Origin of the sequence: Streptomyces triticirhizae, assembly GCF_003696235.1 — a bacterium.
Taxonomy (GTDB): domain Bacteria; phylum Actinomycetota; class Actinomycetes; order Streptomycetales; family Streptomycetaceae; genus Streptomyces; species Streptomyces triticirhizae.
On the sequence record NZ_RFFJ01000076.1, the window covers coordinates 1 to 25569 of the forward strand.

The window sequence follows — 25569 nt, forward strand, 5'->3', positions numbered from 1 at the left end:
TCGCCGGCCCGCTCTCCGACGGCCAGGCCGTCCCCATCGCCACCGGCGCCCGCCTCCCGGCGGGCGCGACCGCCGTGCTCCGCGCCGAGCGCGGCGCCGTCGACCGGGGCCGGCTCACCGGCCCCAGCCCCGAGCCCGGCGCCGACATCCGACCCCGAGGCCAGGAGTGCCGCAGCGGCACCGAACTCCTGCCGGCCGCCGCCCCCCTCACCCCGGCCGCGCTCGGCCTGGCGGCCGCCGCCGGCTACGACCAACTCGCGGTGCGCCCCAGGCCGCGCACCGAGGTGCTGGTCCTCGGCGACGAACTCCTCTTCCGTGGCCTGCCCCACGACGGCCGGGTGCGCGACGCGCTCGGCCCGATGGTCGGGCCCTGGCTCGCCGCGCTCGGCGCCCGGGTGCTGGTCACCCGCAGGCTCGGCGACGACGTCGAGGCGCTCGCCGAGGCCGTCGCCACCACCCGCGCCGACCTCGTCGTCACCACGGGATCGACGGCCGCCGGTCCCGTCGACCTGCTGCGCCGGGTGCTCCACGAGCTGGGCGCCCAGCCGCTGATCACCGGCGTCGCCGTCCGCCCGGGACACCCGATGCTGCTCGCCGAACTCCCCGACGGCATCCCCCTCGTCGGCCTGCCAGGCAACCCGCTGGCCGCCGTCTCCGGCCTGCTCACCCTGGCCGCGCCGGTGCTGCGCGCGCTCGCCGACCGCCCGCCGCCGGCCGAGCGCGCCGCCCGCCTGACCGAGCGCGTCACCGGCCATCCCCGGGACTCCCGACTCGTCCCGGTTCTGGCTTCCGACGCCGACCCCGCCGAGGTCCGCCCGTTGAGCTACGCTGGCCCGGCCATGCTGCGCGGCATCGCCGCCGCGTCAGCCCTGGCGGTGATCCCGCCCGGAGGCGCCGAGGCCCACACCCCCGTGCGCCTCCTCGACCTCCCACAGGCATGAGACTTCCCAGCTCTCCCCCCGCCGACCGGCCCACCTACCAGGACCGTTCCCCCGGCGTCTCGCTCCCGCGCTACGCCGCGGGACCCCTGGTCCAGGTGGCCCGCCGCCTCATGCTGGCCACCGGCGTGATGGCGCTGGCGGTGGTGCTGGTCTGGTTCGACCGGCGCGGCTACCACGACAACCACGACTCCGAGGTCAGCTTCACCGACGTCCTCTACTACGTCACCGTCTCGCTCTCCACCACCGGCTACGGGGACGTCGTTCCCGCCACCGACGGGGCGCGGCTGATGACCACCTTCTGCATCACCCCGCTGCGGGTCGCGTTCCTGATCATCCTGGTCGGCACCACCCTTGAGGTGCTCACGGAACGCACCCGCGATCAGTGGCGGCTCGCCTACTGGAGGAAGCACTTGCGCGACCACACCGTCATCGTGGGCTTCGGCACCAAGGGCCGTTCGGCGGCGGAGACGCTGATCAGCGGCGGGCTGAGCCAGGACCAGATCGTGGTGGTCGACCCCGACACCGCCGTCGTCGAGTCGGCCAACGCGCTCGGCTTCGCCGGCGTCGTCGGCGACGCCACCCGCAGCGACGTGCTGGTCCGGGCCCGCGCCGACCGCGCCCGTCAGGTGGTGATCGCCACCCAACGCGACGACACCGCCGTGCTGGTGGCGCTCACCGCGCGCCAACTCAGCAAGCAGGTGCGGATCGTCGCCTCGGTCCGGGAACAGGAGAACGTCCCGCTGCTGCGCCAGTCCGGCGCCGACTCCGTGATCACCAGCGCCAGCGCCGTCGGCCGGCTGCTGGGCCTGTCCATGATCAGCCCCAGCTCGGGCTCGGTCATGGAGGACCTGATCCAGCACGGCAAGGGCCTCTCCCTCAAGGAACGGCCCGTCACCAGCGAGGAGGCCGGGCGCTCCCCGCGCGAGAGCGCCGACCTGGTGGTCTCCGTGATACGCGGCCACCGGCTGCTGCCCTTCGACGACCCGGACGTGGCCACCCTGGAGCTGACCGACCGGCTGGTGGTGATCCACCGGGTCACGCCCGAGGAGGAACACCACATGCCGCGCCGCGCCCAGGAGAAGGGCCCCGGCTCCTGGCGCATCCCTCGCCGCTAGAAGCTGCCGCTGGGCTTTCGGGGAACGCCGGGGCGTCGCCGACGCGTTCACGTCACCGGCCCGCCGCCGCCGGCGTGCCCGCCCCGGTCCGCTGCCGCCCCAGGCGCGCCCCCGGCGTGCCCGCCCCGGCGGGGCCGTCTCCGCTCAGCCCGCCGGAGGCGCTCCCGCCGCCGGCGTGCCCGGCGCCTTCACCGAGCCGAGCCACAGCAGGTCCCTGGCCCGGGTCATCGCCACGAACAGCTGGCCGCGCGCCAGTTCGGCGCGTTCGCGGTCGGCTTCCGACGGCTCGCCGTCCCCGCCGGCCGGGACGGTGCCCTCGTCGTGGTGCGGCAGGTACACCCGCTTGAACTCGAGCCCCTTCGCCCGCCGGTAGCTGCCCAGCTTCACCCCGGGAACGGCGCTCCCCGCGTACCCCTCCAGCGGGCAGACCGGCACCCCGGCCCGGGCCAGCAGCCGCTGGTAGTGGTCGATCGACCGCTTCGACGCGCAGAGCAGCGCCGCGTCCGCCAGTTCCTCCGGCGCCAGCGCGCGCAGCGCGTCCAGCAGCTCGCGGTCCTGCTCCCCGGCGCTCGGCGCCACCACGCGCACCACCGCGCCGTCCCGGTACTCCAGGTCCACCTCGCGGCGGCCCGGGGTCCGTTCCCCGTCGATGTCCTCGAACGTGTCCTCCGCCACCACCGCCATCGCCGTCCGCAGGATCTCGTGCCCGTTGCGGTAGTTGCGGCGCAGCACCTGCGCCCGGTCGCCCCTGATGTCCACGCCGGCCTCCGCCAGCCGGAACCCGCCCGGGTAGACCGCCTGTTGGCCGTCGCCCACCAGCAGCAGCCCGTTGGGCGCGTCGCCGACCAGCGCGTGCAGCAGCCGCACCCCGACCAGCGTCAGGTCCTGCACCTCGTCCACGACCACCGCCCGGTACGGGCGTTCCCCCGGCGCCCCCGCGCCGCCTCCGCGCACCCGGTCCAGCGCCATCGCCAGCACGTCGTTGAAGTCGTGCAGCCCACGCTCCGCACGGCGCCGCTCGTACGCCTCGTACAGCTCCCAGACCGCCTCCCGGTCCGCCCGCCGCAGGGCCGTGCGGCGCCGGAGCCGGCGCACCGTCGCGTACTGCTCGAAGCGGGTCAGCCCGCGCCCCTTGATCACATGGTGGATCTCGTCCCGCCAGTACTGCGGCCAGTCGTCGATCGCAGGCAGCCGCCCGCGCCGCCCCACCTCGAACCACGCCCGGCCGAACGCCGCGTCCGCCGCGTCGCCCCGCAGGTTGACCGGGACCCCGTGCGCGCGCAGATACTCGCCGGCCCAGGCGTGCAGGCTGGTGAACTCCACCCGGTCGGCCACCGAGGGCGCCAGCGTCCGCAGGAACGTCCGCTGCACCCGGGGCAGGTTGTTGGCGAACGTGACATAGAGCAGCCGCCCGTTCGTGGACCGCGCCAGCCGCGCCGCCCGGTGCAGCGCGACGACCGTCTTGCCCGTGCCGGCCGGGCCGCTGATCCGTGCCGGGCCAGCCCAGTCGCGCCGCACCAGCGACGCCTGGTCGGGGGCGAGGAACGTCATCCACCGCTCGATCGGCGCGGCCAGCGCGTCCGCCAGCGCCGCGTCCCGCACCTCCGCCACGTCGAACAGCCCGAGCGCCTCGCCCGCGCGCCCCGCCTCGTCGCCCGCCGGTTCCGGGGCCGCCGCGCGCCGCCGCGCCGGCTCCGAGACGGCGGCCGGCTGGTACGCCGGGAAGACCTCCGCCAGCCGCTCGGCCACCGCCCGCACCCGCGCCGGCGGCAGCCGCTTGCCCTGCCGCCACAGGAACGGCGCCAGCTCCGCCTCGCCCAGCAGGTCGATCGGGCCGAGCCGCGCCGCGAACCGGTGCCCGGCGAACACCATCAACGGGCGCACCGCCACCGGCGAGAGCCCCAGCGCCACCAGCGCGCCCTCGGCCACCCCGGTCACCCGCGCCAGCTTCCGCGCGTGCTCGTCCCTGGGCTGGCCGCCCGCCCACAGCGCGTCGCCGCGCACCTCGGGCGCGGCCCGCCAGTTCTTCACGTCCAGCACGAAGACGCCGCCCTGGCCGACCAGCAGCATGTCCACGTTGGCCGCCCTGGTGCCCGGCCAGCGCCGGTCGACCAGCAGCCGCCAGCCGCGTTCGGTGAACGCCAACAGCTGGGCGGCGACCCGCCGTTCCCCCTCGCTGGCCGCCTCCCAGCGGCGCGCCTCCGCGCCCGCCGCCCGCAACTGCTCCCGCAGCAACCGCTCCTGACGCCGGGCCTGTTGCGCCCGCCGCGCGGCCGAGTCCCCAGCGGCCATGGCCGAATCCCCCTCCGTCGTGGCGCGAACCCTCCCCGTGGCGGGGTTGATCCTACGACGCTGAGCGACCGAGGCGCCGCCCACCGTGCTCAACCCCGGGCGGAACGCCCCGCCGGGCGCCCCGCGCGACGTCACGCCGCACGTCACGCCGAACTCCCGGTGCCCAGCAGCGCGTTGACCCGGGCGACCGTGCTCGCCTCGTCCGTGGCCAGCACCGTCGCCATCCCCAGCGCCTCGGCCGGCGCCAGGTTCGCCGCCAGGTCGTCCACGAACACGCACTCGGCGCCCGGCGGTCCGAGCCGTTCCACCACCCGCCGGTAGATCTCCGGCTCCGGCTTGGCCAGGCCCTCCCGCTCCGATATCACCGCCACGTCGAACAGCTCCCACACCCCGAGCCGGCCGTACGGGTCGTAGGGGTCGAGGCCGAAGCTGTTGGAGAGCAGCGCCACCGCGAGCCCCGACTCCCTCGCCCGCCGCGCCAGCGCCACCATCCGCTCCGCCGGCCGCACCCCGGCCCAGGCCCGCCCCATCAGGTCCTCGGCCGGCACCCCGAGCAGCGCCGCCATCCCCGCGTTCCACTCCCGCTGGGACAGCCGCCCGGCCTCCAACTCCCGGTAGAGCACCCGCCCTTCGGGGTGCTCCTCCAGCACGCGCCGCCAGGTGTCGGGCGGCAGCCCGTGGGCCGCGCACCACGCCGTCGTGGACTCCCGCACCCCGGCCGTCAGCACCCCGCCGAAGTCCAACACCAGCCCCCGGAACCGCCGTTGCCCGCCCATGCGTTGCCCCCTGCCCCTTCGTGAGCGCCCCGCGCCCCGTGCGCGCCGCCGTCCCCTCCTGCTCTACCCGCCCGGCGCGTAGCATCCCCGCCATGGGAACGAACAGCGGCGGCAGCCCCGCCCCGGGCCGGTGGTTCCCGCCCGACTGGCCCGACCGGATACGCGCCCTCGCCCGAGGCGAGCTGACGCCCGCGCCCGCCCGGCCGGCCGCCACCGTGCTGCTGCTGCGCGACGGGGACGCGGGACCCGAGGTGTTCCTGCTGCGCCGCCGCCGCTCCATGGCGTTCGCCGGCGGCGCCCACGCCTACCCCGGCGGCGCCGTCGACCCGCGCGACGGCACGGCCGAAGACCCCGGCCGCAGCACGGCCGAAGAGCCCGCCCCGCTGGTCGTCCTCGCCGCGCTCCGCGAACTCTTCGAGGAGGCCGGGGTGTTGCTCGCCGGGCCCACCCCCGACAGCCTCGTCGCCGACGTCAGCGGCGAGGACTGGGAGGCCGACCGGCGCGCCCTCGCCGCCCACGAGCTGTCGTTCAGCGCCCTCCTCGCCCGCCGCGCCCTGCTGCCGCGCGGCGACCTGCTGCGGCCCTGGGCGCGGTGGATCACCCCGGAGTTCGAGAGCCGGCGCTACGACACCTGGTTCTTCGCCGCCGCGCTGCCGCCCGGCCAGCGCGGCCGCAACGCCTCAACCGAGGCCGACCACGTCGCCTGGCTCTCCCCGGCCGAGGCCCTCGCCGGCTACGAGCGGGGCGAATGGGCGATGATGCCGCCCACCGTGGCCACCCTGCGCCAGCTCCTGCCCCACCGCACCACCGCCGAGGCCCTCGCCGGCGCGGCCGGGCACGACCTGACACCGGTGATCGCCCGCGCGACACTGGTCGACGACGAGGTCGTGCTGAGCTGGCCCGGCCACCGGGAGTTCGAGCAGCGCGCGCCACACACGTCAGGACAGGTTCAGGACACGCGAGGAACGTGAGGGAACGTTGACCGGAGCCCCGACGCCCCCCGGGCGCCCCAGCGGAGCGGCCCCCAGCGGCCGGATCACCGAACGCGCCAGCTGCGTGCTGGCCCCCAACCCCTCCCCGATGACCCTGGACGGCACCAACACCTGGATCATCGCCGAACCCGACGCCACCGAGGCCGTCGTCGTCGACCCGGGCCCGCTCGACGAGGCCCACCTCAACGCCGTGCGCGACGCCGTCGCCGCCCAGGGCCGCCGCGTCGCCCTGCTGCTGCTCACCCACGGCCACGCGGACCACTCGGCGGGCGCCGCCCGCCTCGCCGAACTGACCGGCGCCCCGGTCCGCGCCCTCGACCCCGCGCTGCGGCTCGGCGACGAGGGACTCACCGACGGCGACGTGGTCACCACCGGCGGCCTCGAACTCCGCGTCGTCGCCACCCCGGGCCACACCCGCGACTCGTTCTCGTTCCATCTCCCGGCCGACGCCGCCCTGTTGACCGGCGACACCGTGCTCGGCCGGGGCACCACCGTGGTCGCCCACCCGGACGGCCACCTCGGCGCCTACCTGGACTCGCTGCGCCGGCTGCGTTCCCTCACCGAGGGCGACGCGGGCGCCCACACCGTCCTCCCCGGCCACGGCCCGGTCCTGGCCGACGCCCAGGGCGTCCTCGACCACTACCTCGCCCACCGCGCCGAGCGCCTCGCCCAGGTCGAGGCGGCCGTCCGACGCGGCCTGACCACCGCGCCGCAGGTCGTCGCCGAGGTCTACGCCGACGTCGACTCCGCCGTCCGCTTCGCCGCCGAACTCTCCGTCCGCGCCCAACTCGACTACCTCACCCAACGCGACGCACCGCGCTGACCACCCCCGACCGACCCGGCCCCCATCGCCGCCCCGGGCGGGCGACCGCGCCCCCGACCTGGGCGCCAGGACCGACCGCGCCGGCCGCTCGGTCCTCCGCACCCGCACCCTGGCCGGAACCACCCTGATCAACGCCCGCCCCGCCCCGCGACGGCGTCGCGACACCGAGCGCCGGGCCGCGCAGCGGCCTCGGCGCTCTCCCCGAAACGCCCGCGCGCAGCGGCCCGCGCAGCGGTCGGCGTTAACGAGACCTGCGGGCCAGCCGCTCGATGTCCAGGAGGATCACCGCGCGCGCCTCAAGGCGCAGCCAGCCGCGCGCCGCGAAGTCGGCCAGCGCCTTGTTGACCGTCTCCCGCGAGGCGCCGACCAGTTGGGCCAGCTCCTCCTGGGTCAGGTCGTGGACCACGTGGATGCCCTCCTCCGACTGCACCCCGAAGCGCCGCGAGAGGTCCAGCAGCGCCTTGGCCACCCGGCCGGGCACGTCGGAGAAGACCAGGTCGGACATGCTGTCGTTGGTGCGCCGCAGCCGGCGGGCCACCGCGCGCAACAGCGCGGCGGCGACCTCGGGGCGGGCGCTGAGCCACGGCTGGAGGTCCCCGTGCCCGAGGCCGAGCAGCCGCACCTCCGTGACGGCGGTGGCGGTGGCGGTGCGCGGGCCCGGGTCGAAGAGCGACAGTTCGCCGATCAGCTCGCCGGGGCCGAGGACAGCCAGCATGTTCTCCCGGCCGTCGGGCGAGGTGCGGTGCAGCTTCACCTTGCCCTCGGTGACGACATAGAGCCGGTCGCCCGGGTCCCCCTCGTGGAACAGGGTGTCGCCACGGGCGAGCGTGGCCTCGGTCATGGAAGCGCGCAGCTCGGCGGCCTGCTCGTCGTCGAGTGCCGCGAAGAGCGGGGCACGCCGCAGTACGTCGTCCACGGGTTCCTCTCCTTGTCGGCCGCGAGGGCCGCTGGTCTCCAGCCCCCCCGGCCGGACCCGGGGGACGCTTTGACCCTCTCATCATGCCGGATGTCCCGGCCTGGCCAGCAGGTACAAGTCTGACGCACCGGTGCGTACCCGCCCACGGCAGGGCCCCGTTCGGTGGGTGAATTCGCCGGGGGAAGGGCGAATGTCAGCCCTCCCGTTTACGCTGGCCGAGTGGCCAGCGGGCGCGGGGCGCGCGTGCGGTGGCGTGGGAGAAAGTGAGGGCCACCCGGGTGAACGCACGTCAGGATTCCGCTCAGGGCGAACGACTTGGGGCCGGGCGGGTGAGCCCGTCGCCGGCCGGCCGCTCCGCCGCCGGGGCGGCGGGCGAGAGCCGGCTGGCCATGGTGCGCCGGGCGCGGAAGATCTACCGGGCCCTCGGCGAGGTCTACTACTACGCCCACCCCGAGCTGGACTTCGAGAACCCGTTCCAGCTGCTGGTGGCCACCGTGCTCTCCGCCCAGACCACCGACCTGCGGGTCAACCAGACCACCCCCAAGCTCTTCGCCGCCTACCCCACCCCCGAGGACCTGGCGGCGGCCGACCCGGCGGTGCTGGAGGAGCTGATCCGCCCGACCGGCTTCTTCCGCAACAAGGCCAGGTCCCTGATCGGGCTCTCCACCGAGCTGCGCGACCGCTTCGGCGGCGAGGTCCCCGGCCGCCTGGAGGACCTGGTGACCCTCCCCGGCGTGGGCCGCAAGACGGCCCACGTGGTGTTGGGGAACGCCTTCGACCGCCCGGGCATCACCGTGGACACGCACTTCCAGCGGCTGGTCCGCCGCTGGCGGTGGACCGAGCAGGAGGACCCGGTGAAGATCGAGGCCGAAGTGGCCGAGATCTTTCCCAGGAAGGACTGGACGACCCTCTCGCACCGGGTGATCTTCCACGGCCGCCGCATCTGCCACGCGAGGAAGCCGGCCTGCGGCGCCTGCCCGATCGCCCACCTCTGCCCGGCGTACGGCGAGGGCGAGACCGACCCGGAGAAGGCGCGCGCGCTGCTCAAGTACGAGATGGGCGGCCAGCCGGGCCAGCGGCTGAAGCCCCCGCCGGACTACCCGGGCCGCCCCGCCCCTCCCCTGGGCGCCCGGGCGGGCGGCTGATGACGCCCCGCCCCGGCCGCGCCCGGCCACCCCGCATCACCGACCTCCGCCCAGGGAGCCATCCTGAAGATGACCAGCCCGCACGACGCCGATCCCTGCCCGAGCGCCGCCGAGGCCCCTCGGGACTCCACCTCCCCTGCGGCGGCCCCCAACGGCCGCCCGCACTCGGCGCGTTCGGCACCCTCGGAGAGCACGAAGCGTTCGGACCCCTCGGCCAGCACGACGCGTTCGGCACCCTCGGCCAGCACGACCGCCGGCGCGAAGACCCCGGGCGCCAGCGCCGCGCGGCCCGCGGGCCCGGCCGCCCCCGAGGACCTCCCCGGCTGGCTGCGCCCGCTCGCCACGGCGGCCCGCACCATCGAGCCCGCCCAGCTCAGCGACATCCTGCCGCCGCCCGCCGGCGGCCGCCCCTCCGCCGTGCTGGTCCTCTTCGGCGAGGGCGCCCGAGGCCCCGAGCTGCTGCTGCTGGAACGCGCCAGCAGCCTGCGCCAACACGCCGGCCAAGCCTCGTTCCCGGGCGGCGCGTTGGACCCGGAGGACGGCGACCCGGAGGGCGCGGGCCCCTGGCGGGCCGCGCTGCGCGAGGCCGAGGAGGAGACCGGGCTCGACCCGGCGGGCGTGCGGATCTTCGCGACGCTGCCCCGGCTCTACATCCCGGTCAGCCGCTTCGTGGTCTCCCCGGTGCTCGCCTGGTGGTGCAAGCCCACCCCGGTCGCCCCGCAGGACCCGGCGGAGACCGCCCGCGTCTTCACCGTGCCCCTCGCCGACCTGGCCGACCCGAGCCGCCGGGGCACCGCGCTCCACCCCAGCGGCTTCCGTGGCCCCTGCTTCGACGTCGCCGACACCCTGGTCTGGGGCTTCACCGCCGGCGTGATCGACCGGCTGCTGCACTACGGCGGTTGGGAACGCCCCTGGGACACCGAACGGCTGCTCCCGTTGGACCACTCCGCGTGAGCCGCCCCCGGCCGCGTGAGAACGTGACCGGGTGAACGTCCTCGACGTCGCGCTGCTGCTGGCCGCCGGCTCGCTCGCGGTGGTCGGCTACCGCAGGGGGCTGCTCCTCGGCCTCTGCTCGGCCGTCGGGCTGCTGCTCGGCGCCCTGTTCGCCGCCCGCGCGCTGCCGCTGCTGTGGCCCGACGGGATCGGCGCGCCCTGGTCCACCGTCGGCCTGCTGCTGGTCGGTTCGGCCGCCGTCCTCGGCCAGGCGCTCGCCACCCTGCTCGGCGTCCGGCTGCGGGCGCTCGTCACCTGGCCGCCGGCCCGCTCCCTCGACGCCGCCGGCGGCGCCCTGATCCACGCGCTGGCGCTGCTGCTGGTCGCCTGGCTGCTCGGCTCGGCCCTGACGATGGTCACCTCCGGCGCGCTCGGCCGCGAACTCCGTTCCTCCCGCGTCCTGTTCGGCGTCTCCCGGGCGCTGCCCGCCGACGCCGACGCCTGGGCCGGGGAGCTGAGCACCCTGCTGGCGCCCGACGGGCCGCGCGGCCTGGCCGCCCCCATCGGCACCGAACCCGTCACCCGGGTCCCGCCGCCCGACCCGGAGCTGGTCGAGGCGCCCGCGCTGCGCGAGGCGTGGCGCTCGGTCGTCCGGATCGAGGGCTCGGCGCCCGGCTGCGGACGCACCCTGGAGGGCACCGGCTTTGTCTTCGCTCACGGGAAGGTGCTGACCAACGCCCATGTCGTCGGCGGGGTCGGCGCGCCGCTGGTGCGGATCGGCGGCCTGGGGGAGCCGTTCCCCGGCAGCGTGGTGCTCTTCGACCCGGCGCGCGACATCGCCGTGCTGGACGTGCCGGGACTGCCGGCGCCCGCCCTGCCGTTCAGCGCGCACGGCGCGGTCTCCGGGGACGGCGCGGTGGTCGTCGGGTTCCCGGAGAGCGGCCCCTACCAGGCCGTGGCGGCCCGCGTCAGGGACCGCTACCGGGCCAGGGGCCCGGACATCTACCGCACCGACACCGTCAGCCGGGACGTGTACTCCCTCCACACGACCATTCGCCCGGGCAACTCAGGCGGCCCGTTGCTGTCGCCGCGCGGCGAGGTGCTCGGGGTGGTCTTCGCCCGTTCCCTCGACGAGGGCAGCACCGGGTACGCGCTGACCCTGGACGAGGTCAGGGAGGCGGCCGCCCGAGGGCGTGCCGCCGAGCGGCCCGTCAACACCGGGCGCTGCGCGCCGGCATGACGGCCGTTCGTACCGCGTGGGGGTTTGATGTGAGGGGCGGAGGATTCGGCGCGGAGCGCGTGGGGCTCAGCCGCGCGGATGCCGCAGGCGCACGCTCACCCAGCGCGCACGACGGCGGAGGATATCGGGAAATCTGATCGCCGGGTCGGGCAACGGGCCCCCCGGGAAGCCGCGAGCGGCGCCTCGCGTCCGGGTGGCGGCCCCATTGCCGCTTGGTTCACGTGCCACGTCACGGGATTCGTGCGTCCAGCCCATAACACGTCCCTGCCCGGGGTCCAAGGTCAGTAACCTCAAGTGCGCGAAGTCCGTCGGCCTATGCGCCTGGCAGTTGCCAACCGGACCGACGGGGCGGACGCCCCGTCAACCGGCGGGCACCCGCTCACCGACGGCAACGGTGACGGCCGTGACGGGCCGTGACGGTCCATGACCGGACGGCGGGCGAACGGCCCGCGAACGGCCCGCCGCTCAGCGGTCGGGCTCCGGGTCGCGCAGCCAGTCGATCAGCTCGGTGCTGAACGCCGCCGGGTCCTCCTCGTGCGGGAAGTGCCCCAGCCCGTCGAACAGCCGCCAGCGGTAGGGCGCCTCGACATACTCGCCCGAGCCGGCCGAACTGCGGGTGCGGAGCACCGGATCGAGCGAACCGTGCAGATGCAGCGTGGGCACCAGCACCGGCCGCTTCATCCGCCGGTTGAACTGGATGCCGTCCGGCCGGGCGATGGACCGCACCAGCCAGCGGTAGGGCTCGACGGCGCAGTGCGCGGTGGACGGCACACACATCGCCCGCCGATACACCAGCACATCGTCCGGCTCCGGCTGACGCGGCCCGGACCAGTCGCGGAGCAGCCGCCCCACCAGCGCGCCCTCGTCGGCGACCAGCTGCCGCTCCGGCAGCCAGGGCCGCTGGAACCCCCAGACATAGCGGCTGGCCGCCGTCTGCCTCGGGTCGCGCAGCAGCGCCGCCCGCCAACTCCGGGGGTGCGGCATCGAGGAGACCGCCAGCCGCCGCACCAGCTTGGGCCGCATCACGGCCGCCGTCCACGCCAGATAGCCGCCCAGGTCATGGCCGACCAGCGCGGCGTCCGGCTCGCCCAGGGAACGGATCACCCCGGTGACATCCAGCGCCAGGTTCGCCGGGTCGTAGCCGCGCGGGGTGCGGTCGCTGCCGCCGATCCCCCGCAGATCCATGGCCACCGCCCGGAACCCCGCCTCCGCCAGCGCCGTCAACTGGTGCCGCCAGGCCCACCAGAACTGGGGAAAACCGTGCAGCAGCAGGACCAGCGGCCCCTCGCCCGCCTCGACGATATGGAACCGCGCTCCGTTGGCCGCGACATCGCGATGCGTCCACGGGCCCTCCTGGAGGACGACCGAGGACCGCATCCCGGAGCTGTCGGCGTTGTTCATGCGGAGGAGCCGGCATGGTCGCCGGCCGCCGCGCGCTCCTGCGGAGCGCTCTCGTTCGGAACGTTCTCGCGCGGGCGCGGCCTGGCGCGGGAGAGGACGGTCGCGGACTCCTTGGCGGAACGGATCGACCGCTCCGGCGGCGAGATCCTCCCCAGCTTCCGCTTCGCCCACAGCGCCAGCGCGAGCGCCAGCACCAGATAGATGCCGGCGACGATCACACAGGCCACGGCCAGCGGGAGGTCCCACCAGTTCCGCAGCCAGAACGCGAGCGCGAAGCTCAACAGCGGCACGGCGAAGACGACAAGACCGGCCGCGATCACACCCGCCACGCTCCCGAACAGGGCACGTTTGACGTCCTGTCGGATCTCCGCCTTGGCAAGGGCGATCTCGTCGTGCACCAGACCGGACAGTTCGCTGGTCGCCGAGGCGACCAACTCTCCGAGGCTGCGCCCCTCGTCGGCTGCGCTCATCGCGTTCTCACTTTCTCTCCTGGCGTGGTTGCGGTAGGTGCACGTGACAGTAGTGCTGCCTGGGTGGTGCGCCCGTCGCGACACCTCGTCGCCCTTGGGAGGGATGCCACAGATGGTATAGGGGCGCCCGATCAACGATCGGGCGCCCCTGAATGCTCCCCGGCGCTCCCACGCGCCGGGCTCGGTCCTTCGAGGGCCTCGGTCCTTCGGAAGTCCCAGTCCTTCCGGGGGCCCAGCCCTCCGGGGTCTCAGTCCTCCGAGGGCGCGGAGGGCAGCTTGCTCTGGATCAGGTCCATCACCGCCGGGTCGGTGAGCGTGGTGACATCGCCCAGCTCGCGGTTCTCCGCGACATCCCTCAGCAGCCGCCGCATGATCTTGCCGGAGCGGGTCTTGGGCAGCTCCTCCACGGCCAGAATCCGCTTCGGCTTGGCGATCGGCCCCAACTCCTTGGAGACATGCGCCCGCAGCTCCTCGACCAGCCCCTCCTCCTGCGGCGCCCCACCGCGCAGGATGACGAACGCACAGATCGCCTGCGTCGTCTGCGGGTCGGTGGCCCCGACCACGGCGGCCTCGGCGATCCGGGGGTGGCTCACCAGCGCGGACTCCACCTCGGTGGTCGAGATGTTGTGGCCCGAGACCAACATCACGTCATCGACCCGGCCCAGCAGCCAGATGTCGCCGTCCTCGTCCTTCTTGGCGCCGTCCCCGGCGAAGTACCGGCCCTCGAACCGGGACCAGTAGGTGTCGAGGAAACGCTGGTCGTCGCCCCAGATCGTGCGCAGCATCGACGGCCAGGGCTCGGTCAACGTCAGATAGCCGCCGGAGCCGTTGGCCACCTCGTTCCCGTCGTCGTCCACCACCGTGGCGCTGATCCCGGGCAGCGGCGTCTGCGCCGAACCCGGCTTGGCCAACGTCACGCCCGGCAGCGGGCTGATCATCATCGCGCCGGTCTCCGTCTGCCACCAGGTGTCGACCACGGGGGTGCGGTCGCCGCCGATGTGCTTGCGGTACCAGACCCACGCCTCGGGGTTGATCGGCTCCCCGACCGAGCCCAGGATGCGCAGGCTGGACAGGTCGAACCGGGCGGGGATGTCGTCGCCCCACTTCATACAGGTGCGGATCGCGGTGGGCGCCGTGTACAGCAGGGTCACGCCGTACTTCTCGACGATCTCCCACCAGCGGCCGTTGTGCGGGGTGTTGGGGGTGCCCTCGTAGAGCACCTCGGTGGCGCCGTTGGCCAGCGGGCCGTAGACGATGTACGAGTGGCCGGTGACCCAGCCGATGTCGGCGGTGCACCAGTAGACGTCGGTCTCCGGCTTGAGGTCGAAGACCGCGTGGTGGGTGTAGGCGACCTGGGTCAGATAGCCGCCGGTGGTGTGCAGGATGCCCTTCGGCTTCCCGGTGGTGCCCGAGGTGTAGAGGATGAAGAGCGGGTGCTCGGCGTCGAACGCCTCGGGGGTGTGCTCCTCCGACTGCCGGCCGACCGCCTCGTGCCACCACACGTCGCGGCCCGACGTCCACGGAATGTCCTGCCCGGTGCGGCGCACCACCAGCACATTGCGCACATTGGCCGCGCCCGGCCGGGTCAGGGCCTCGTCCACGGCCGGCTTGAGCGCGGAGGGCGCGCCCCTGCGGTAACCGCCGTCGGCGGTGATCACCACGCGGGCGTCCGCGTCCTCGATGCGGGTGGCCAACGCGTCGGCGGAGAACGCGCCGAAGACCACCGAGTGCGGGGCGCCGATCCGGGCGCAGGCCAACATCGCGACCACGGCCTCGGGAATCATGGGCATGTAGATCGCCACCCGGTCGCCCGTCGCCACCCCCAACTCGCCAAGGGCGTTGGCCGCCTGGGAGACCTCGCGCTGCAACTCGGCATAGGTGATCGCCCGGGAGTCGCCCGGCTCGCCCTCGAAGTGGATGGCCACCCGATCGCCGTTGCCGGCCTCGACATGGCGGTCCACGCAGTTGTAGGCGACGTTGAGCTTGCCGTCGGCGAACCACTTGGCGAAGGGGGGATTGGACCAGTCCAGCGTCTCGGTCGGCTCCCGCTCCCAACTCAGCCGGCGAGCCTGCTCCGCCCAGTACCCCAGCCGGTCCTCGGCCGCCGCCTCATAGGCTGCGGCGGTCACATTGGCCCCCGCCGCCACCTCGGCCGGGGGTGCGAACCTCCGGGTCTCCGTCATGAGGTTGGCCAGGCTCTCGTTACTCACAACGCCTCCTTGTTCGCCCCGCCACGCTGAGCGGTCGCTGTCACCGCCGCCGGGGGTGACGCGGGCGAACGAGTCGGCCAGGACCGACGGCCAAGCGCCCGTCGCACAAAGACAGTCACCCTCGCGGCGTCAGTTGTGTCCCAGAGCACACCCCATCAGTCCCACCCTGCTTTGACAAGGCCATTCGAACCCAGCGCGACGAACGGTCAACCGCTGCGACGAACGGGCTCCGCCCGGCCGCTCGCCGGCACCCCCACCACCCCCTCCACCCGCTCGGGCCGCACCGCCGTGAAGACCGGAGGCCGCCCCCGCTCCCGATCCAACACATAGGCCTGGGCCCGCCCCACGTGGAAGTACATCCCCCGCAGCTCGACCGCGCCCTCCGCCAACCGCTGGGCCACCCAGGGGTGCTTGGCGAGATGATCCAACTGCTGCACGACATTGGCCAGGCAGAGCGCCTCCAACTCCTCCTCTTCCTCCTCGGGGCCGCCCACCGCGCCGTCGTCGTCGACCCGGGGGCTGCCGTCGTCGAGCCGGGGGCTCGGGTCCTCCCGCAGCCGCTCCAGGCTGGGCCTGGCATGGAGCAGCCAGCGCCCGAGGGGCCCCTCGGGCAGCCCGCCCCGCTCGCGGTCCGCCGAGCGCAGGGCCCGCATCGCCCCGCACCCCGAGTGCCCGCAGACCGTGATGGTGGTGACGCCCAACTCGGTCAGCGCGTACTCGATGGCGGCCCCCACCGAGTCGTCGCCGGACTCGGTGCCGGGCGGCGGCACCAGGTTCCCGATGTTCCGCACGGTGAAGAGATCGCCCGGGCCGCTGGAAGTGATCATGCTGGTGACCAGCCGGGAGTCGGCGCAGGTCAGAAAGAGCTGACCGGGCCGCTGCCCCTCGCGGGCCAGGCGGGCCAACTCCTCCCGCACCATGGGCGCGGTGGTGCTCTGGAAGGCGCGCAGCCCGCCGAGGAGTGGATCGGCCAGGGCGACCGGCGCCGGGGAGCCGTCGGCCGGAGCCGTCTCGCAGGCGACGTCCCGGTGGTTCCGCCAGGAGTGCCAGGGATGGCAGCGGTGCGGCGCGGCGACCTTGCTCCCGGAACGCCCGAGCCCGCCCGGCAGCTCCACCGTTCCCCCCTGGGCCTGGTGCGCCGCCCGCCAGTCGTGCAGCGTCTCGTAGGCGGCGTGGTCGACGAAGGTGCCCTCCAGCTCGACCGAGACCCTCGCCCCCTCCGGGACCTGCCCGAGCACCCGGGACAGCCGGGGCACAGCGAGGAAGGTCAACTGCCCCCGCACCCGCACCCGATGGGTGCCGTCGGGCAGCCGCTCGTGGCTGATCCCGGTGTGGGTCAGCCGGTGCAGCGCGACCGCCACCGCCGCGAGGATGCCGATCCCCACCCCCTCCAGCACTCCGAAGACCGTGACCCCGACGGCCGTGGCGACATAGACGGCGACCTCGCGGTGCCGGGTCACGCTGCGGATGTGGGTGATGTTGACCATCTGCACCCCGACCACCATCACCAGCGCCGCCAGGGCGCCGAGCGGGATCAGCTCCAGCAGCCCCACCAACAGGCCCGTCGCGAGCAGCACCCAGCAGCCGTGCAGGATCGTCGAGCGCCGACTGACCGCCCCCGCCGCCACGTTGGCCGAGCTGCGCACCGCCACGCCCGTCACCGGCAGCCCGCCGAGGGAGCCGGAGACCAGGTTGGCCACGCCCTGCCCGCGCAGCTCGCGGTCGAGGTCGGCGCGCGGCACCCGGGGCCCGCCGGCCCGCTGCCTGGCCGCGGCCAGCTTGTCGACGGCGACCGCGGACAGCAGCGACTCCACGCTCGCCACCAGCGTGATCGTGAGCACGGCGGCGAAGAGCCCCAGCACCGGCCCGTCCGGCAGCTCCGGCAGTGCGTGGCTGCTCCAGGAGGGGAGGTCGACCCGGGGCACCCCCAGGGACAGCGCCCAGGAGAGGAACGTCGCCAGCACCACGGCGGCGAGCGCGGCCGGCGCCGCCCTCCGCACCAGGCCGCCCGTGCGCCCCGGCAGCCGGGGCCAGAGCAGCAGCACCGCCACCGTCAGCCCGCCGACCCCGAGCGAGGCCAGCTGGGGGTCGGCCAACTGACCCGGCAGATCGGCGAGGTTGTCCAGCGCCGAACTCTCCGGCTCGCCGCCCAGCACGATGTGGAGCTGGGAGAGCGCGATGGTGGCCCCGATGCCCGCCAGCATCCCGTGCACGATCGCCGGGCTGACCATCAGGGCCGACCTCGCCACCCGGAGCGCCGAGAGCCCGAGTTGGGCGAGGCCGGCGAGGGCCGTGATGGCGCAGGTGGTGCGCCAGCCGTACTGCTGGATCAGGTCGGCCGTGACCACCGTGAGCCCGGCCGCGGGGCCGCTGACCTGGAGCGGCGCACCGCCCAGCAGCCCGACCACGATGCCGCCGACCGCCGCCGCCACCAGCCCGGCCTGGAGCGGCGCCCCGGTGGCCAGGGCGATGCCGAGGGAGAGCGGCAGGGCGATCAGGAAGACCGAGATCGAGGCGGACAGATCCGCGCGGCGACGTTCCGCCGGACCCGGGTCAGCGCCGGCTCCGGCCGGATCGGGGGTCCGGGCCGCCGCCGGAGCGGATGACGGGAGACCCGAGGGGCCCGGGGGACCTGAGAGACCCGAGGGGCCTGAGGAGACCGAGGGGGACGACGGCTCGGGCTGGGTCGAATCGGGAGTGGGGGCGCAGGCGGACATCTTCCGTCTCCGTCCGTGAGGGGCGAAAACCCCGGAGTTACAGGAGTTATGGCATTTCTCAAGGCTTGGTAAACGAAGAGTAATGGAGCGCAAAGGTCTGTACGAGGGGCAGACCCCGTTTGGCCCCGCAATTAATCCGAAGGAGCTAAAAAGTCATGGGAACCGCTTGTCATACAAACATCTCTAACGCTGAGAGGAAGAGTTTGTCTGGCTCCCCGGCACACCGGGCGGAGCGGACAAACCACTGCGTTGGCAACGGGAGGACGCGAGATGGTCACACACACGACGAGACGGACGGCGAGCCTGGTGGCCATCGGGGCGCTGGCGTTGGGCATGACGGCCTGCTCGCTGCTCGGCGACACCGAGTCCGAAGCCGGCCGGAGCGACCAGGAGGAGTCGGCCTCCGACGGCCCGGCCGAGGAGGACCCCGGCGGGGACGACGCCGGAGCCGCGCCCCAACTGCTCGGCGACGGCTCGACGGCCAACACCGGCCCCCAGCCCGGGCAGCCCCCCGCCCCCGAGCCGCTGGCGCCCGGCGAGGAGCCGCCGCAGTTCGTCGTCTTCTCCTGGGACGGCGCCGGCGAGGACGACAATCAGCTCTTCTCGCGATTCCGCGAACTCGGCGAGCGCTACGACGCGGACATGACGTTCTTCCTGTCCGGTATTTATCTCCTGCCGGAGAGTGAGCGCCTCAGGTACGAGCCGCCCGGACACCAGCCGGGCGCGTCCGACATCGGCTATCTCTCCGACGAGCACATCGCCGCGACGCTGGAACAACTGAGGCTGGCGTGGCGCGAGGGAAACGAGATCGGCACCCATTTCAACGGGCACTTCTGCGGCCCGACCGGCGGTTCCAGCTGGTCCGTCGAGGACTGGGTCGACGAGATCGAGCAGGCCCGCTGGATGGTCCAGAACTGGCGCACCACCACCGGCCTCACCGACGAGGAGCCGCTCCCGTTCGACTACGACCAGGAGCTGGTCGGCGGGCGCGCGCCCTGCCTGGAGGGCCAGGAGAACCTGCTGCCGGCGGCGGCCGAGATGGGCTTCCGCTACGACTCCAGCGGCAACTCGCTCCAACTCTGGCCCCAGCAGCGGCACGGTGTCTGGGACATCTCGCTCCAGTCGGTCCCGATGCCGGGGCGGTCCTTCGAGACGCTCTCCATGGACTACAACTTCATGGTCAACCAGTCGGGCGAGCAGAGCGGCGACCCGGCCATGTGGCCCACCTGGCAGGCCGAGATGTACGACGGCCTGATGGCGGCGTTCGACCGGGCCTACGAGGGCAACCGCGCGCCGTTGATCATCGGCAACCACTTCAACCAGTGGAACGGCGGCATCTACATGGACGCCGTCGAGGACCTGATCACCGAGCTGTGCCCGAGGGAAGGCGTCGAGTGCGTCTCCTTCCGCCAGCTGGTCGACTGGCTGGACGCCCAGGACCCCGAGGTGCTGGACCGGCTGCGGGGCCTCGGCGTCGGCCAGGCCCCGCCCGGCGGGTGGGAGGCGTACCTGGCGGGCTGACCACCGGCCGCCGGCTCCTGGCTCAGGCCGGCAGCGGGCTGGGGGCCTCCCGCAGCACGAACCCGGGGTCGACCTGCGCGGCCAGGTCGGCCCCGGTCCTGTCGTTGCCCCAACTCGCCGCGTTCTTCAGGTGGAAGTGCACCATCTGTTGCGTGTAGCGCTCCCAGTCGCGGTCGCGGTAGCTGGCGTCCGCCGCGCCGTGCATGGCGCGCAGCGCCGCGACGTCGGCCGCGTCGAGCGCCGCGAACGGCCGTTCCTCGCCGCGCTCCAGCGCGCGCACCCAGTCCGAGTGGCCGAGCGTCACCAACAGGTCGTCGCCGACCTCGGCGCGCAGGAAGGCGACGTCCTCCGGGCCCTGCACCTTGTTGCCGATCACGCGCAGGGCGACCCCGAAGTCACGCGCGTACTCGCGGTACTGACGGTAGACCGAGACGCCCTTGCGGGTGGGCTCGGCGACCAGGAAGGTCATGTCGAAGCGCGTGAAGAGCCCGGAGGCGAACGAGTCGCTGCCGGCCGTCATGTCCACCACCAGGTACTCGTCGCGCCCGTCCACGAGGTGGTTCAGGCACAGCTCCACCGCCCCGGTCTTGGAGTGGTAGCAGGCCACCCCGAGGTCGTCCGCGGTGAACGGGCCGGTCACCAGCAGCCGGGCCGACCCCTCCTCCAGCGGCACCGTGGTGGCGCAGGCGTCGAAGACCGGGTTGGGCTCCGAGAGCCGCAGCAGCCGCGAACCCGCGCCCGGCGGCGTCGTCTTGATCATGGTCTCGGCCGACAGGATGCGCGGGTTGTCGCCCCGGAGGTAGTCCTTGATCAACGGCAGCCTGGCGCCCAGCGGCGGGCACGCGGCGGCCTCCTCCTCCGAGAGGCCGAGGGCCACGCCCAGGTGTTGGTTGATGTCGGCGTCCACCGCCGTCACCGGGACGCCTCCGGCCGCGAGGTACCGGACGAACAACGAGGACAGCGTCGTCTTGCCGCTGCCGCCCTTGCCTACGAAAGCGATCTTCATGTTCAACAGCGTAGTGGTGTTGACGGAACACCCGAACACACGAAGTGGGGAAGTCCACTCGAACGAGTCGCCGATGATCGCTGGACCCGGCCTAGGCTTCGGTGCTATGAGCCCCGGAGCATCCACCGAACCGCAGACCGACCCCCTGGCCAGACTGGCCGAACTGCCCGGAGTGCCGGCGGCGGTGGCCGGCGTACGGGAGGCGGTGGACGCCGTCTACGGGCACCGCGTGATGCGCCGCCGCAGCCCCGAGGTCGCCGCCGAGTCGGCGCTGCGCGGCGCCCGCGCCTCGGCCGCGCTGGCCGGCGCCGACTGGGCGCTCGAAGAGGTCAGGCGGCGCGGCGACTTCGGCGGGGACGAGGAGGCCCGAACGGTGGGGGCGGCGCTGCGGGCCACCGCCGAGGCCACGGAGTCGCTGGGCATCTGGCGCGGCTCCCCGCTGCGGGTCCTCGCCAGGCTGCACCTGGTCGCCGCCGGCGGCCCGGCGGCCGGCCAGGACCGGGTGGGCCGCCCCCGGCTGGCCGGCGAGGCGGTCGACGAACCCGCGCTTGCCGCGCTGCCGCCCGCCCCCGGCGCCGACGAGGTGGCCGCGCGGCTGGCGGCGCTCGCCGACATCGTCGTGGCGGGCTCGGCCGCCCCGGCGCTGGTGACGGCGGCGGTGGTGCACGGGGAACTGCTGGCGCTGCGCCCGTTCGCCAGCCACAACGGGCTGGTCGCCCGCGCGGCGGCGCGGCTGGTGCTGGTCGGCGGCGGGCTCGACCCGAAGGCCGTCACCCCGACCGAGGTCGGCCACGCCGAGCAGGGGCGGGAGCGCTATCTCGCCGCGCTGGACGGCTATCTGACGGGAACCATGGCCGGGGTCGCCGGCTGGATCGCGCACTGCGCCAGGGCGGCGGAACTCGGCGCCCGCGAGTCCGTCGCGGTCTGCGAGGCGCTCCAGCGCGGTGCTGCCTGACCGCGCCGGCTCAGGCGGCGCGCCCGGCCGCGCGGCGGCGGTTGGCGTACCACCAGACGAACCCCCCTGCGGTGGCCGCCGCGACCGCCGCCGTGGCCACCAGCGCGGGGCGCGACGGTATGCCCAGCGACACCCGCTGCCGCAGCCGCACCGGCCGTTCGAACGTCAACACCGGCCACTCCCGCGCGGCCGCCTCCTTGCGCAGCGCGCGGTCCGGGTTGACGGCGTGCGGGTGCCCCACCGCCTCCAGCATGGGCAGGTCGGTGACGGAGTCGCTGTAGGCGTAGCAGCGGTCCAGGTCGTAGCCCTCGGAGACGGCCAGCTCGGCGATCGCCTCGGCCTTGGTCGGGCCGTAGGCGTAGTAGTCCACCTCGCCGGTGTAGCAGCCGTCGGCCACCACCATGCGGGTCGCCACCACCCGGTCGGCGCCGAGGAGTTCCCCGATCGGCTCCACCAGCTCCGCCCCCGACGTGCTCACGATCACGACGTCCCGGCCGGCCTCGTGGTGCCGCTCGATGAGCGAGGCGGCCTCGTCGTAGATGATCGGGTCGATGACCTCGTGCAGGGCCTCCGCCACGATCTCCCGCACCTGTTGGACGTTCCACCCCCGGCAGAGCGCCGAGAGGTACTCCCGCATCCGCTCGGTCTGCTCGTGGTCGGCGCCGCCGAGCAGGAAGAGGAACTGGGCGTAGGCGGTGCGCAACACGGCCCTGCGGTTGATGAGTCCGCCCTGGTAGAACGACCTGCTGAAGGTGACCGTGCTCGACTTCGCGATGACGGTCTTGTCAAGATCGAAGAAGGCGGCGGTCCGGGGCTGCGGCAGGATTTCCACGCCCCGAGCATAAGGGCCCGCCATTCGGCGTACGCTGGGGCGCGTGGGTTTGCCTGAGAAGGCTCTCGGGTACACCATGGAAGTCACGGATCGTTCGCGACCGTGCTAACCCGGCCCGGCTCCTCCCCCCCCGAGTCGGCCGTGGAAGACGACCCCCGCTCTCCCCCCCGGCGGGGGTCGTCGCCTGTCCGGGGGCGTTTTCGCAGTTCAACGGCCTGGCCTCGCTTCGGTGTGCGTATGGGGCGCCGCGTTGGCGCTCCGGCCAGGCGTATGTACTCGGCCATTCTTCCCGCTTCGGCACCCGGCCAAGCGGTGACTCTGTGTGCCCGTTTGTTGTCGCTGTCGATGGCTGTGCCTCGTGTGGGTGACGGACTTTTCCACAGGGGGCTGGTTATCCACAGATTTGGGCTGGCTTCCCCAAAGGCGTCCGGATGCGGTCACTGTGGGTGATGTGTTGTTTCGGAGGGCGTTCGACGGAGTCGGCGCCCGGAGCCGAGGGGGCTTCGCCATGAAGGAATCCACGTCCGCGTCGTCCGCGTCGTCGGCGTCGTCGGCGTCCGTGCCGGGGGGTAGGCCGGGGGTCAGGCCCGTGCTGGTCCTGACCGAGGAGGACGAGCTGCTCGACGACCTGCTGAGGCTGTGTGCCGTGGCCGGGGCCGAGGTCGAGGTGGTGCACGGGGCGCCGCCCACCGCCGAGCAGTGGTGGAGCGCGCCGCTGGTGTTGATCGGCGACGACCGGGCGCCGGCCTTCGCGCAGCGCGCCGCCCGGCAGGGCCGACGCCCGGGCGTGCTCCTGGTCGGACGGAATCTCGACGACCACATGGTCTGGGCCAGGGCCGTGACGATCGGCGTCGAGCAGGTGCTCCATCTCCCGTGGGACGAGCCCCGTCTCGCGGACCGCATCGCCGACGCGGTGGAGGGCCCGGGCCAACCGACGCTCACCCTCGGGGTGTTGGGCGGCAGGGGCGGAGCCGGGTCCTCCTCGCTGGCCTGCGCGCTCGCGGTGACCGCCGCGCGGGCGGGGCGCCGCAGCGTGCTGGTGGACGCCGACCCGCTGGGCGGCGGCCTCGACGTGCCGTTCGGCGGGGAGCGAACGGCGGGCAAGCGCTGGCCGGCCTTTCTCTCCGCGCGCGGCCGGCTCTCCGGCGCGGCCCTGGACGAGGCGCTGCCCCGGGTGCACGGCGTGAGCCTGCTCAGCTGGGACAGGGACGAGGGCGTCCGGCTCCCGGTGGAGGCGATGCGTTCGGTGCTGGCCTCCGCCCGCAGGGGCGGCGGCGTCCTGGTCATCGACCTGCCGCGCGCCGTCGACGAGGCGGCGGCCGAGGCGCTCACCCAGCTCGATCTCGGACTCCTCGTGGTGCCCTGCGAGTTGCGGGCGACGGCGGCGGCCCGGCGGGTCGTCAGCGGTGCCGGGGCGCTGGTGCGGGATCTGCGCCTGGTCGCCAGGATGCGGCCGGGCGACGAGCTGCCGGCGGCGGAGCTGTCCCGGATGCTGCGGCTGCCGCTCGCGGGGGAGCTGCTCGACGAGCCCGGGCTCTCGACCGCGGCCGAGATGGGGGAGCCGCCCGGGGCCAACCCCAGGGGCGCCCTCGCCGCCTTCTGCGCCACGCTGCTCGACCGCGCCCAGCCGCGCGAGGGGGCCTCGACATGACCGGCGCCGAGTTCCGCGCGACGGTCGCCGGCCTGGGCGGCGACCGTTCCGCCCCCGAAGGAGAGCTGCCGGAGCTGCCCGCGCTGTTGGAGACGGTGCGGCTGCGGCTGGCCGAGGAGGGCGCCGAGCCGACGCCGGGCCGGGTGGCCGCCGCGCTCCGTGCCCAGGGACTGCTGCTGGGGGACCGGGCGGTGCTGTCGGTGGTGCGCGCGCTGCGCTCCGAGCTGGTGGGCGCCGGCCCGCTCCAGCCGCTGCTGGCCGCCCCGGACGTCACCGATGTTCTGGTGAACGGCCCGGACGAGGTGTGGGTCGACCGGGGCGCCGGCCTGGAGCGGGCCGAGGTGCGGTTTCCCGACGCGGCGTCCGTGAGGCGGCTGGCGCAGCGGCTGGCCGCCTCGGCCGGGCGGCGGCTGGACGACGCCCGGCCCTGGGTGGACGCCCGGCTTCCCGACGGCACCCGGATGCACGCCGTGCTGCCGCCCGTGGTGGTGGGCTCGCCCTGTGTCTCGCTGCGAGTGGTGCGTCACCGGGCCTTCACGCTGCCGGAGTTGCGCCGGGCTGGCACCCTGCCGCCCGGCGGGGACCGGGTGTTGCGGGCGGTGCTCGCCGCCCGGCTCTCGTTCCTGGTCACGGGCGGCACGGGCTCAGGCAAGAGCACGCTGCTGGCCTCCCTGCTGGGTCTGGTCGGCCCACGGGAGCGGGTGGTGCTCGTCGAGGACTCGGCCGAGCTGAGGCCGAGTCACCCTCATGTCGTCAGGCTGGAGACCCGCCCGGCCAACCAGGAGGGCGCGGGCCGGGTCACGCTGCGCGACCTGGTGCGGCAGGCGCTGCGGATGCGGCCGGACAGGCTGGTGGTCGGGGAGGTGCGGGGCCCCGAGGTCACCGAGTTGCTGGCCGCGCTCAACACCGGCCACGAGGGCGGGTGCGGCACCCTCCACGCCAACGCGGCGGGGGACGTCCCGGCCCGGCTTGAGGCGCTCGGCTGCTCGGCCGGGTTGCCCAGGGCCGCGCTCCACAGCCAGTTGGCCGCCGCCCTCGCCCTCGTCCTGCATCTCGTCAGGGACCGGGAGTCGGGCCGTCGCCGGCTGGCGGAGATCCAGCTGCTGGAGCAGGGGCCGCGCGGCCTGGTGCGCACCGTGCCGGCCGCCCGCTGGGCGCGGGACGGCTTCGTCCGGGAGGACGGCTGGGCACGGCTGACGCGGCTCTGCGCGCGGGGCGGGGGAGGCGCGCTGTGAGCGGGCAGGCGACGCAGTGGGGCGCGGCGCTGTGCGCGGGGGCCGGGGCGTGGCTGCTGGCCGGCGCGGGCCGGGGGTTTGGCCGTGGCCGGATGGGCCGGGGCCGGTGGGTTCTTCGGTGGCGCCCTCGGGTGCCCGACGCGTCGGAGGCGCGGGCGGTCCTCTGTTGGGTCGCGGCGGGAGCCGTGTTGGCCGTGGCGGCGCGCTCCGCGCTGCCCCTGGTGGCCTCGGTGCTCGCCGCGCCGCTGGTCGCCCGCAGGTGGCGGCGCCGCCGGGAGGCGGCGGCGGTGCGGCGGCAGCGGGAGGCGGTGGTGGACTTCTGCGTGGCGCTCGCCGGCGAGGTCCAGGCCGGCAGGCCGCCCGTCGCGGCGCTCACCGTAGCGGGCCGGGCGGAGCTG

General features: G+C 74.6%; 20 protein-coding genes and 1 pseudogene. 12 read left to right on the plus strand and 9 right to left on the minus strand.

The window, feature by feature from the left end; genetic code table 11:
- Together EBN88_RS15155 and EBN88_RS15160 are read left to right on the plus strand one after the other, a co-directional pair.
- On the plus strand, window positions 1-941 hold a 941-nt coding region (locus tag EBN88_RS15155; protein WP_122184411.1), incomplete at its 5' end, for a molybdopterin-binding protein.
- A complete protein-coding gene (locus EBN88_RS15160; protein ID WP_122184412.1) occupies window positions 938-2056 on the plus strand; it encodes a potassium channel family protein in 1119 nt (372 codons plus the stop codon). The genes EBN88_RS15155 and EBN88_RS15160, both read left to right, overlap by 4 nt.
- 144 nt (window positions 2057-2200) lie before the next feature.
- On the opposite strand, the gene EBN88_RS15165 is transcribed toward EBN88_RS15160, so the two are convergent.
- Together EBN88_RS15165 and EBN88_RS15170 are read right to left on the minus strand one after the other, a co-directional pair.
- Entirely contained in the window at window positions 2201-4348 is a 2148-nt protein-coding gene (locus tag EBN88_RS15165) for a nuclease-related domain-containing DEAD/DEAH box helicase (protein WP_122184413.1), read from the minus strand.
- Between the two features lie 143 nt (window positions 4349-4491).
- Window positions 4492-5124, minus strand: a complete 633-nt coding sequence (locus tag EBN88_RS15170) for an HAD family hydrolase (RefSeq protein ID WP_122184414.1) — start codon at window positions 5122-5124, stop codon at window positions 4492-4494.
- 92 nt (window positions 5125-5216) lie between these two features.
- Between EBN88_RS15170 and EBN88_RS15175 the strand changes: the two genes are divergently transcribed.
- Both EBN88_RS15175 and EBN88_RS15180 read left to right on the plus strand, forming a co-directional pair.
- Complete coding sequence (locus EBN88_RS15175; protein ID WP_122184415.1) at window positions 5217-6095, plus strand: NUDIX hydrolase; 879 nt, start codon at window positions 5217-5219, stop codon at window positions 6093-6095.
- A 7-nt stretch (window positions 6096-6102) separates the two neighbouring features.
- On the plus strand, window positions 6103-6939 hold the full coding sequence (locus tag EBN88_RS15180; protein ID WP_122184416.1) for an MBL fold metallo-hydrolase: 837 nt from the start codon (window positions 6103-6105) through the stop codon (window positions 6937-6939).
- 241 nt (window positions 6940-7180) lie between these two features.
- Here the strand turns inward: EBN88_RS15180 and EBN88_RS15185 are convergent, their stop codons facing one another.
- Window positions 7181-7855, minus strand: coding sequence for a Crp/Fnr family transcriptional regulator (locus EBN88_RS15185; RefSeq protein ID WP_122184417.1), 675 nt, complete (start codon window positions 7853-7855; stop codon window positions 7181-7183).
- Between the two features lie 389 nt (window positions 7856-8244).
- Here EBN88_RS15185 and nth point away from each other — a divergent pair, with 389 nt between their 5' ends.
- From nth to EBN88_RS15200, 3 genes are all read left to right on the plus strand, one after another.
- On the plus strand, window positions 8245-9000 hold the full coding sequence (gene nth, locus EBN88_RS15190) for an endonuclease III (RefSeq protein WP_122184431.1): 756 nt from the start codon (window positions 8245-8247) through the stop codon (window positions 8998-9000).
- A 327-nt stretch (window positions 9001-9327) separates the two neighbouring features.
- On the plus strand, window positions 9328-9954 hold the full coding sequence (locus EBN88_RS15195; RefSeq protein ID WP_233580695.1) for an NUDIX hydrolase: 627 nt from the start codon (window positions 9328-9330) through the stop codon (window positions 9952-9954).
- A 31-nt stretch (window positions 9955-9985) separates the two neighbouring features.
- Window positions 9986-11173, plus strand: a complete 1188-nt coding sequence (locus EBN88_RS15200) for a MarP family serine protease (RefSeq protein ID WP_122184419.1) — start codon at window positions 9986-9988, stop codon at window positions 11171-11173.
- Window positions 11174-11638: 465 nt separating this feature from the next.
- On the opposite strand, the gene EBN88_RS15210 is transcribed toward EBN88_RS15200, so the two are convergent.
- From EBN88_RS15210 to EBN88_RS15225, 4 genes are all read right to left on the minus strand, one after another.
- A complete protein-coding gene (locus EBN88_RS15210; RefSeq protein WP_122184421.1) occupies window positions 11639-12574 on the minus strand; it encodes an alpha/beta fold hydrolase in 936 nt (311 codons plus the stop codon).
- Window positions 12571-13044 carry a phage holin family protein gene (locus tag EBN88_RS15215; protein ID WP_122184422.1) on the minus strand — a complete coding sequence of 158 codons (474 nt, stop codon included), beginning with the start codon at window positions 13042-13044 and terminating at the stop codon, window positions 12571-12573. Before EBN88_RS15215 ends, EBN88_RS15210 begins: the two co-directional genes overlap by 4 nt.
- Window positions 13045-13292: 248 nt before the next feature.
- Entirely contained in the window at window positions 13293-15254 is a 1962-nt protein-coding gene (gene acs / locus EBN88_RS15220; protein ID WP_122184423.1) for an acetate--CoA ligase, read from the minus strand.
- A gap of 206 nt (window positions 15255-15460) precedes the next feature.
- Complete coding sequence (locus EBN88_RS15225) at window positions 15461-17971, minus strand: SulP family inorganic anion transporter (protein ID WP_122184424.1); 2511 nt, start codon at window positions 17969-17971, stop codon at window positions 15461-15463.
- A 270-nt stretch (window positions 17972-18241) separates the two neighbouring features.
- On the opposite strand from EBN88_RS15225, the gene EBN88_RS15230 reads away from it, so the two are divergent.
- Window positions 18242-19492, plus strand: a complete 1251-nt coding sequence (locus EBN88_RS15230) for a polysaccharide deacetylase family protein (RefSeq protein ID WP_122184425.1) — start codon at window positions 18242-18244, stop codon at window positions 19490-19492.
- Window positions 19493-19514: 22 nt separating this feature from the next.
- On the opposite strand, the gene EBN88_RS15235 is transcribed toward EBN88_RS15230, so the two are convergent.
- On the minus strand, window positions 19515-20498 hold the full coding sequence (locus EBN88_RS15235; protein WP_122184426.1) for an ATP-binding protein: 984 nt from the start codon (window positions 20496-20498) through the stop codon (window positions 19515-19517).
- Between the two features lie 106 nt (window positions 20499-20604).
- Here EBN88_RS15235 and EBN88_RS15240 point away from each other — a divergent pair, with 106 nt between their 5' ends.
- Window positions 20605-21453 carry a Fic family protein gene (locus EBN88_RS15240; protein WP_122184427.1) on the plus strand — a complete coding sequence of 283 codons (849 nt, stop codon included), beginning with the start codon at window positions 20605-20607 and terminating at the stop codon, window positions 21451-21453.
- Window positions 21454-21463: 10 nt separating this feature from the next.
- On the opposite strand, the gene EBN88_RS15245 is transcribed toward EBN88_RS15240, so the two are convergent.
- Entirely contained in the window at window positions 21464-22309 is an 846-nt protein-coding gene (locus tag EBN88_RS15245) for an HAD family hydrolase (RefSeq protein ID WP_122184428.1), read from the minus strand.
- A 484-nt stretch (window positions 22310-22793) separates the two neighbouring features.
- Between EBN88_RS15245 and ssd the strand changes: the two genes are divergently transcribed.
- From ssd to EBN88_RS32385, 3 genes and pseudogenes are all read left to right on the plus strand, one after another.
- A complete protein-coding gene (gene ssd, locus EBN88_RS15250; RefSeq protein ID WP_122184429.1) occupies window positions 22794-23936 on the plus strand; it encodes a septum site-determining protein Ssd in 1143 nt (380 codons plus the stop codon).
- Window positions 23933-25171, plus strand: coding sequence for a TadA family conjugal transfer-associated ATPase (locus tag EBN88_RS15255; RefSeq protein ID WP_122184430.1), 1239 nt, complete (start codon window positions 23933-23935; stop codon window positions 25169-25171). The genes ssd and EBN88_RS15255 overlap by 4 nt, the downstream gene beginning before the upstream one ends.
- A pseudogene (locus EBN88_RS32385) lies at window positions 25168-25569 on the plus strand (type II secretion system F family protein); the annotation flags it as partial. The gene EBN88_RS15255 and the pseudogene EBN88_RS32385, both read left to right, overlap by 4 nt.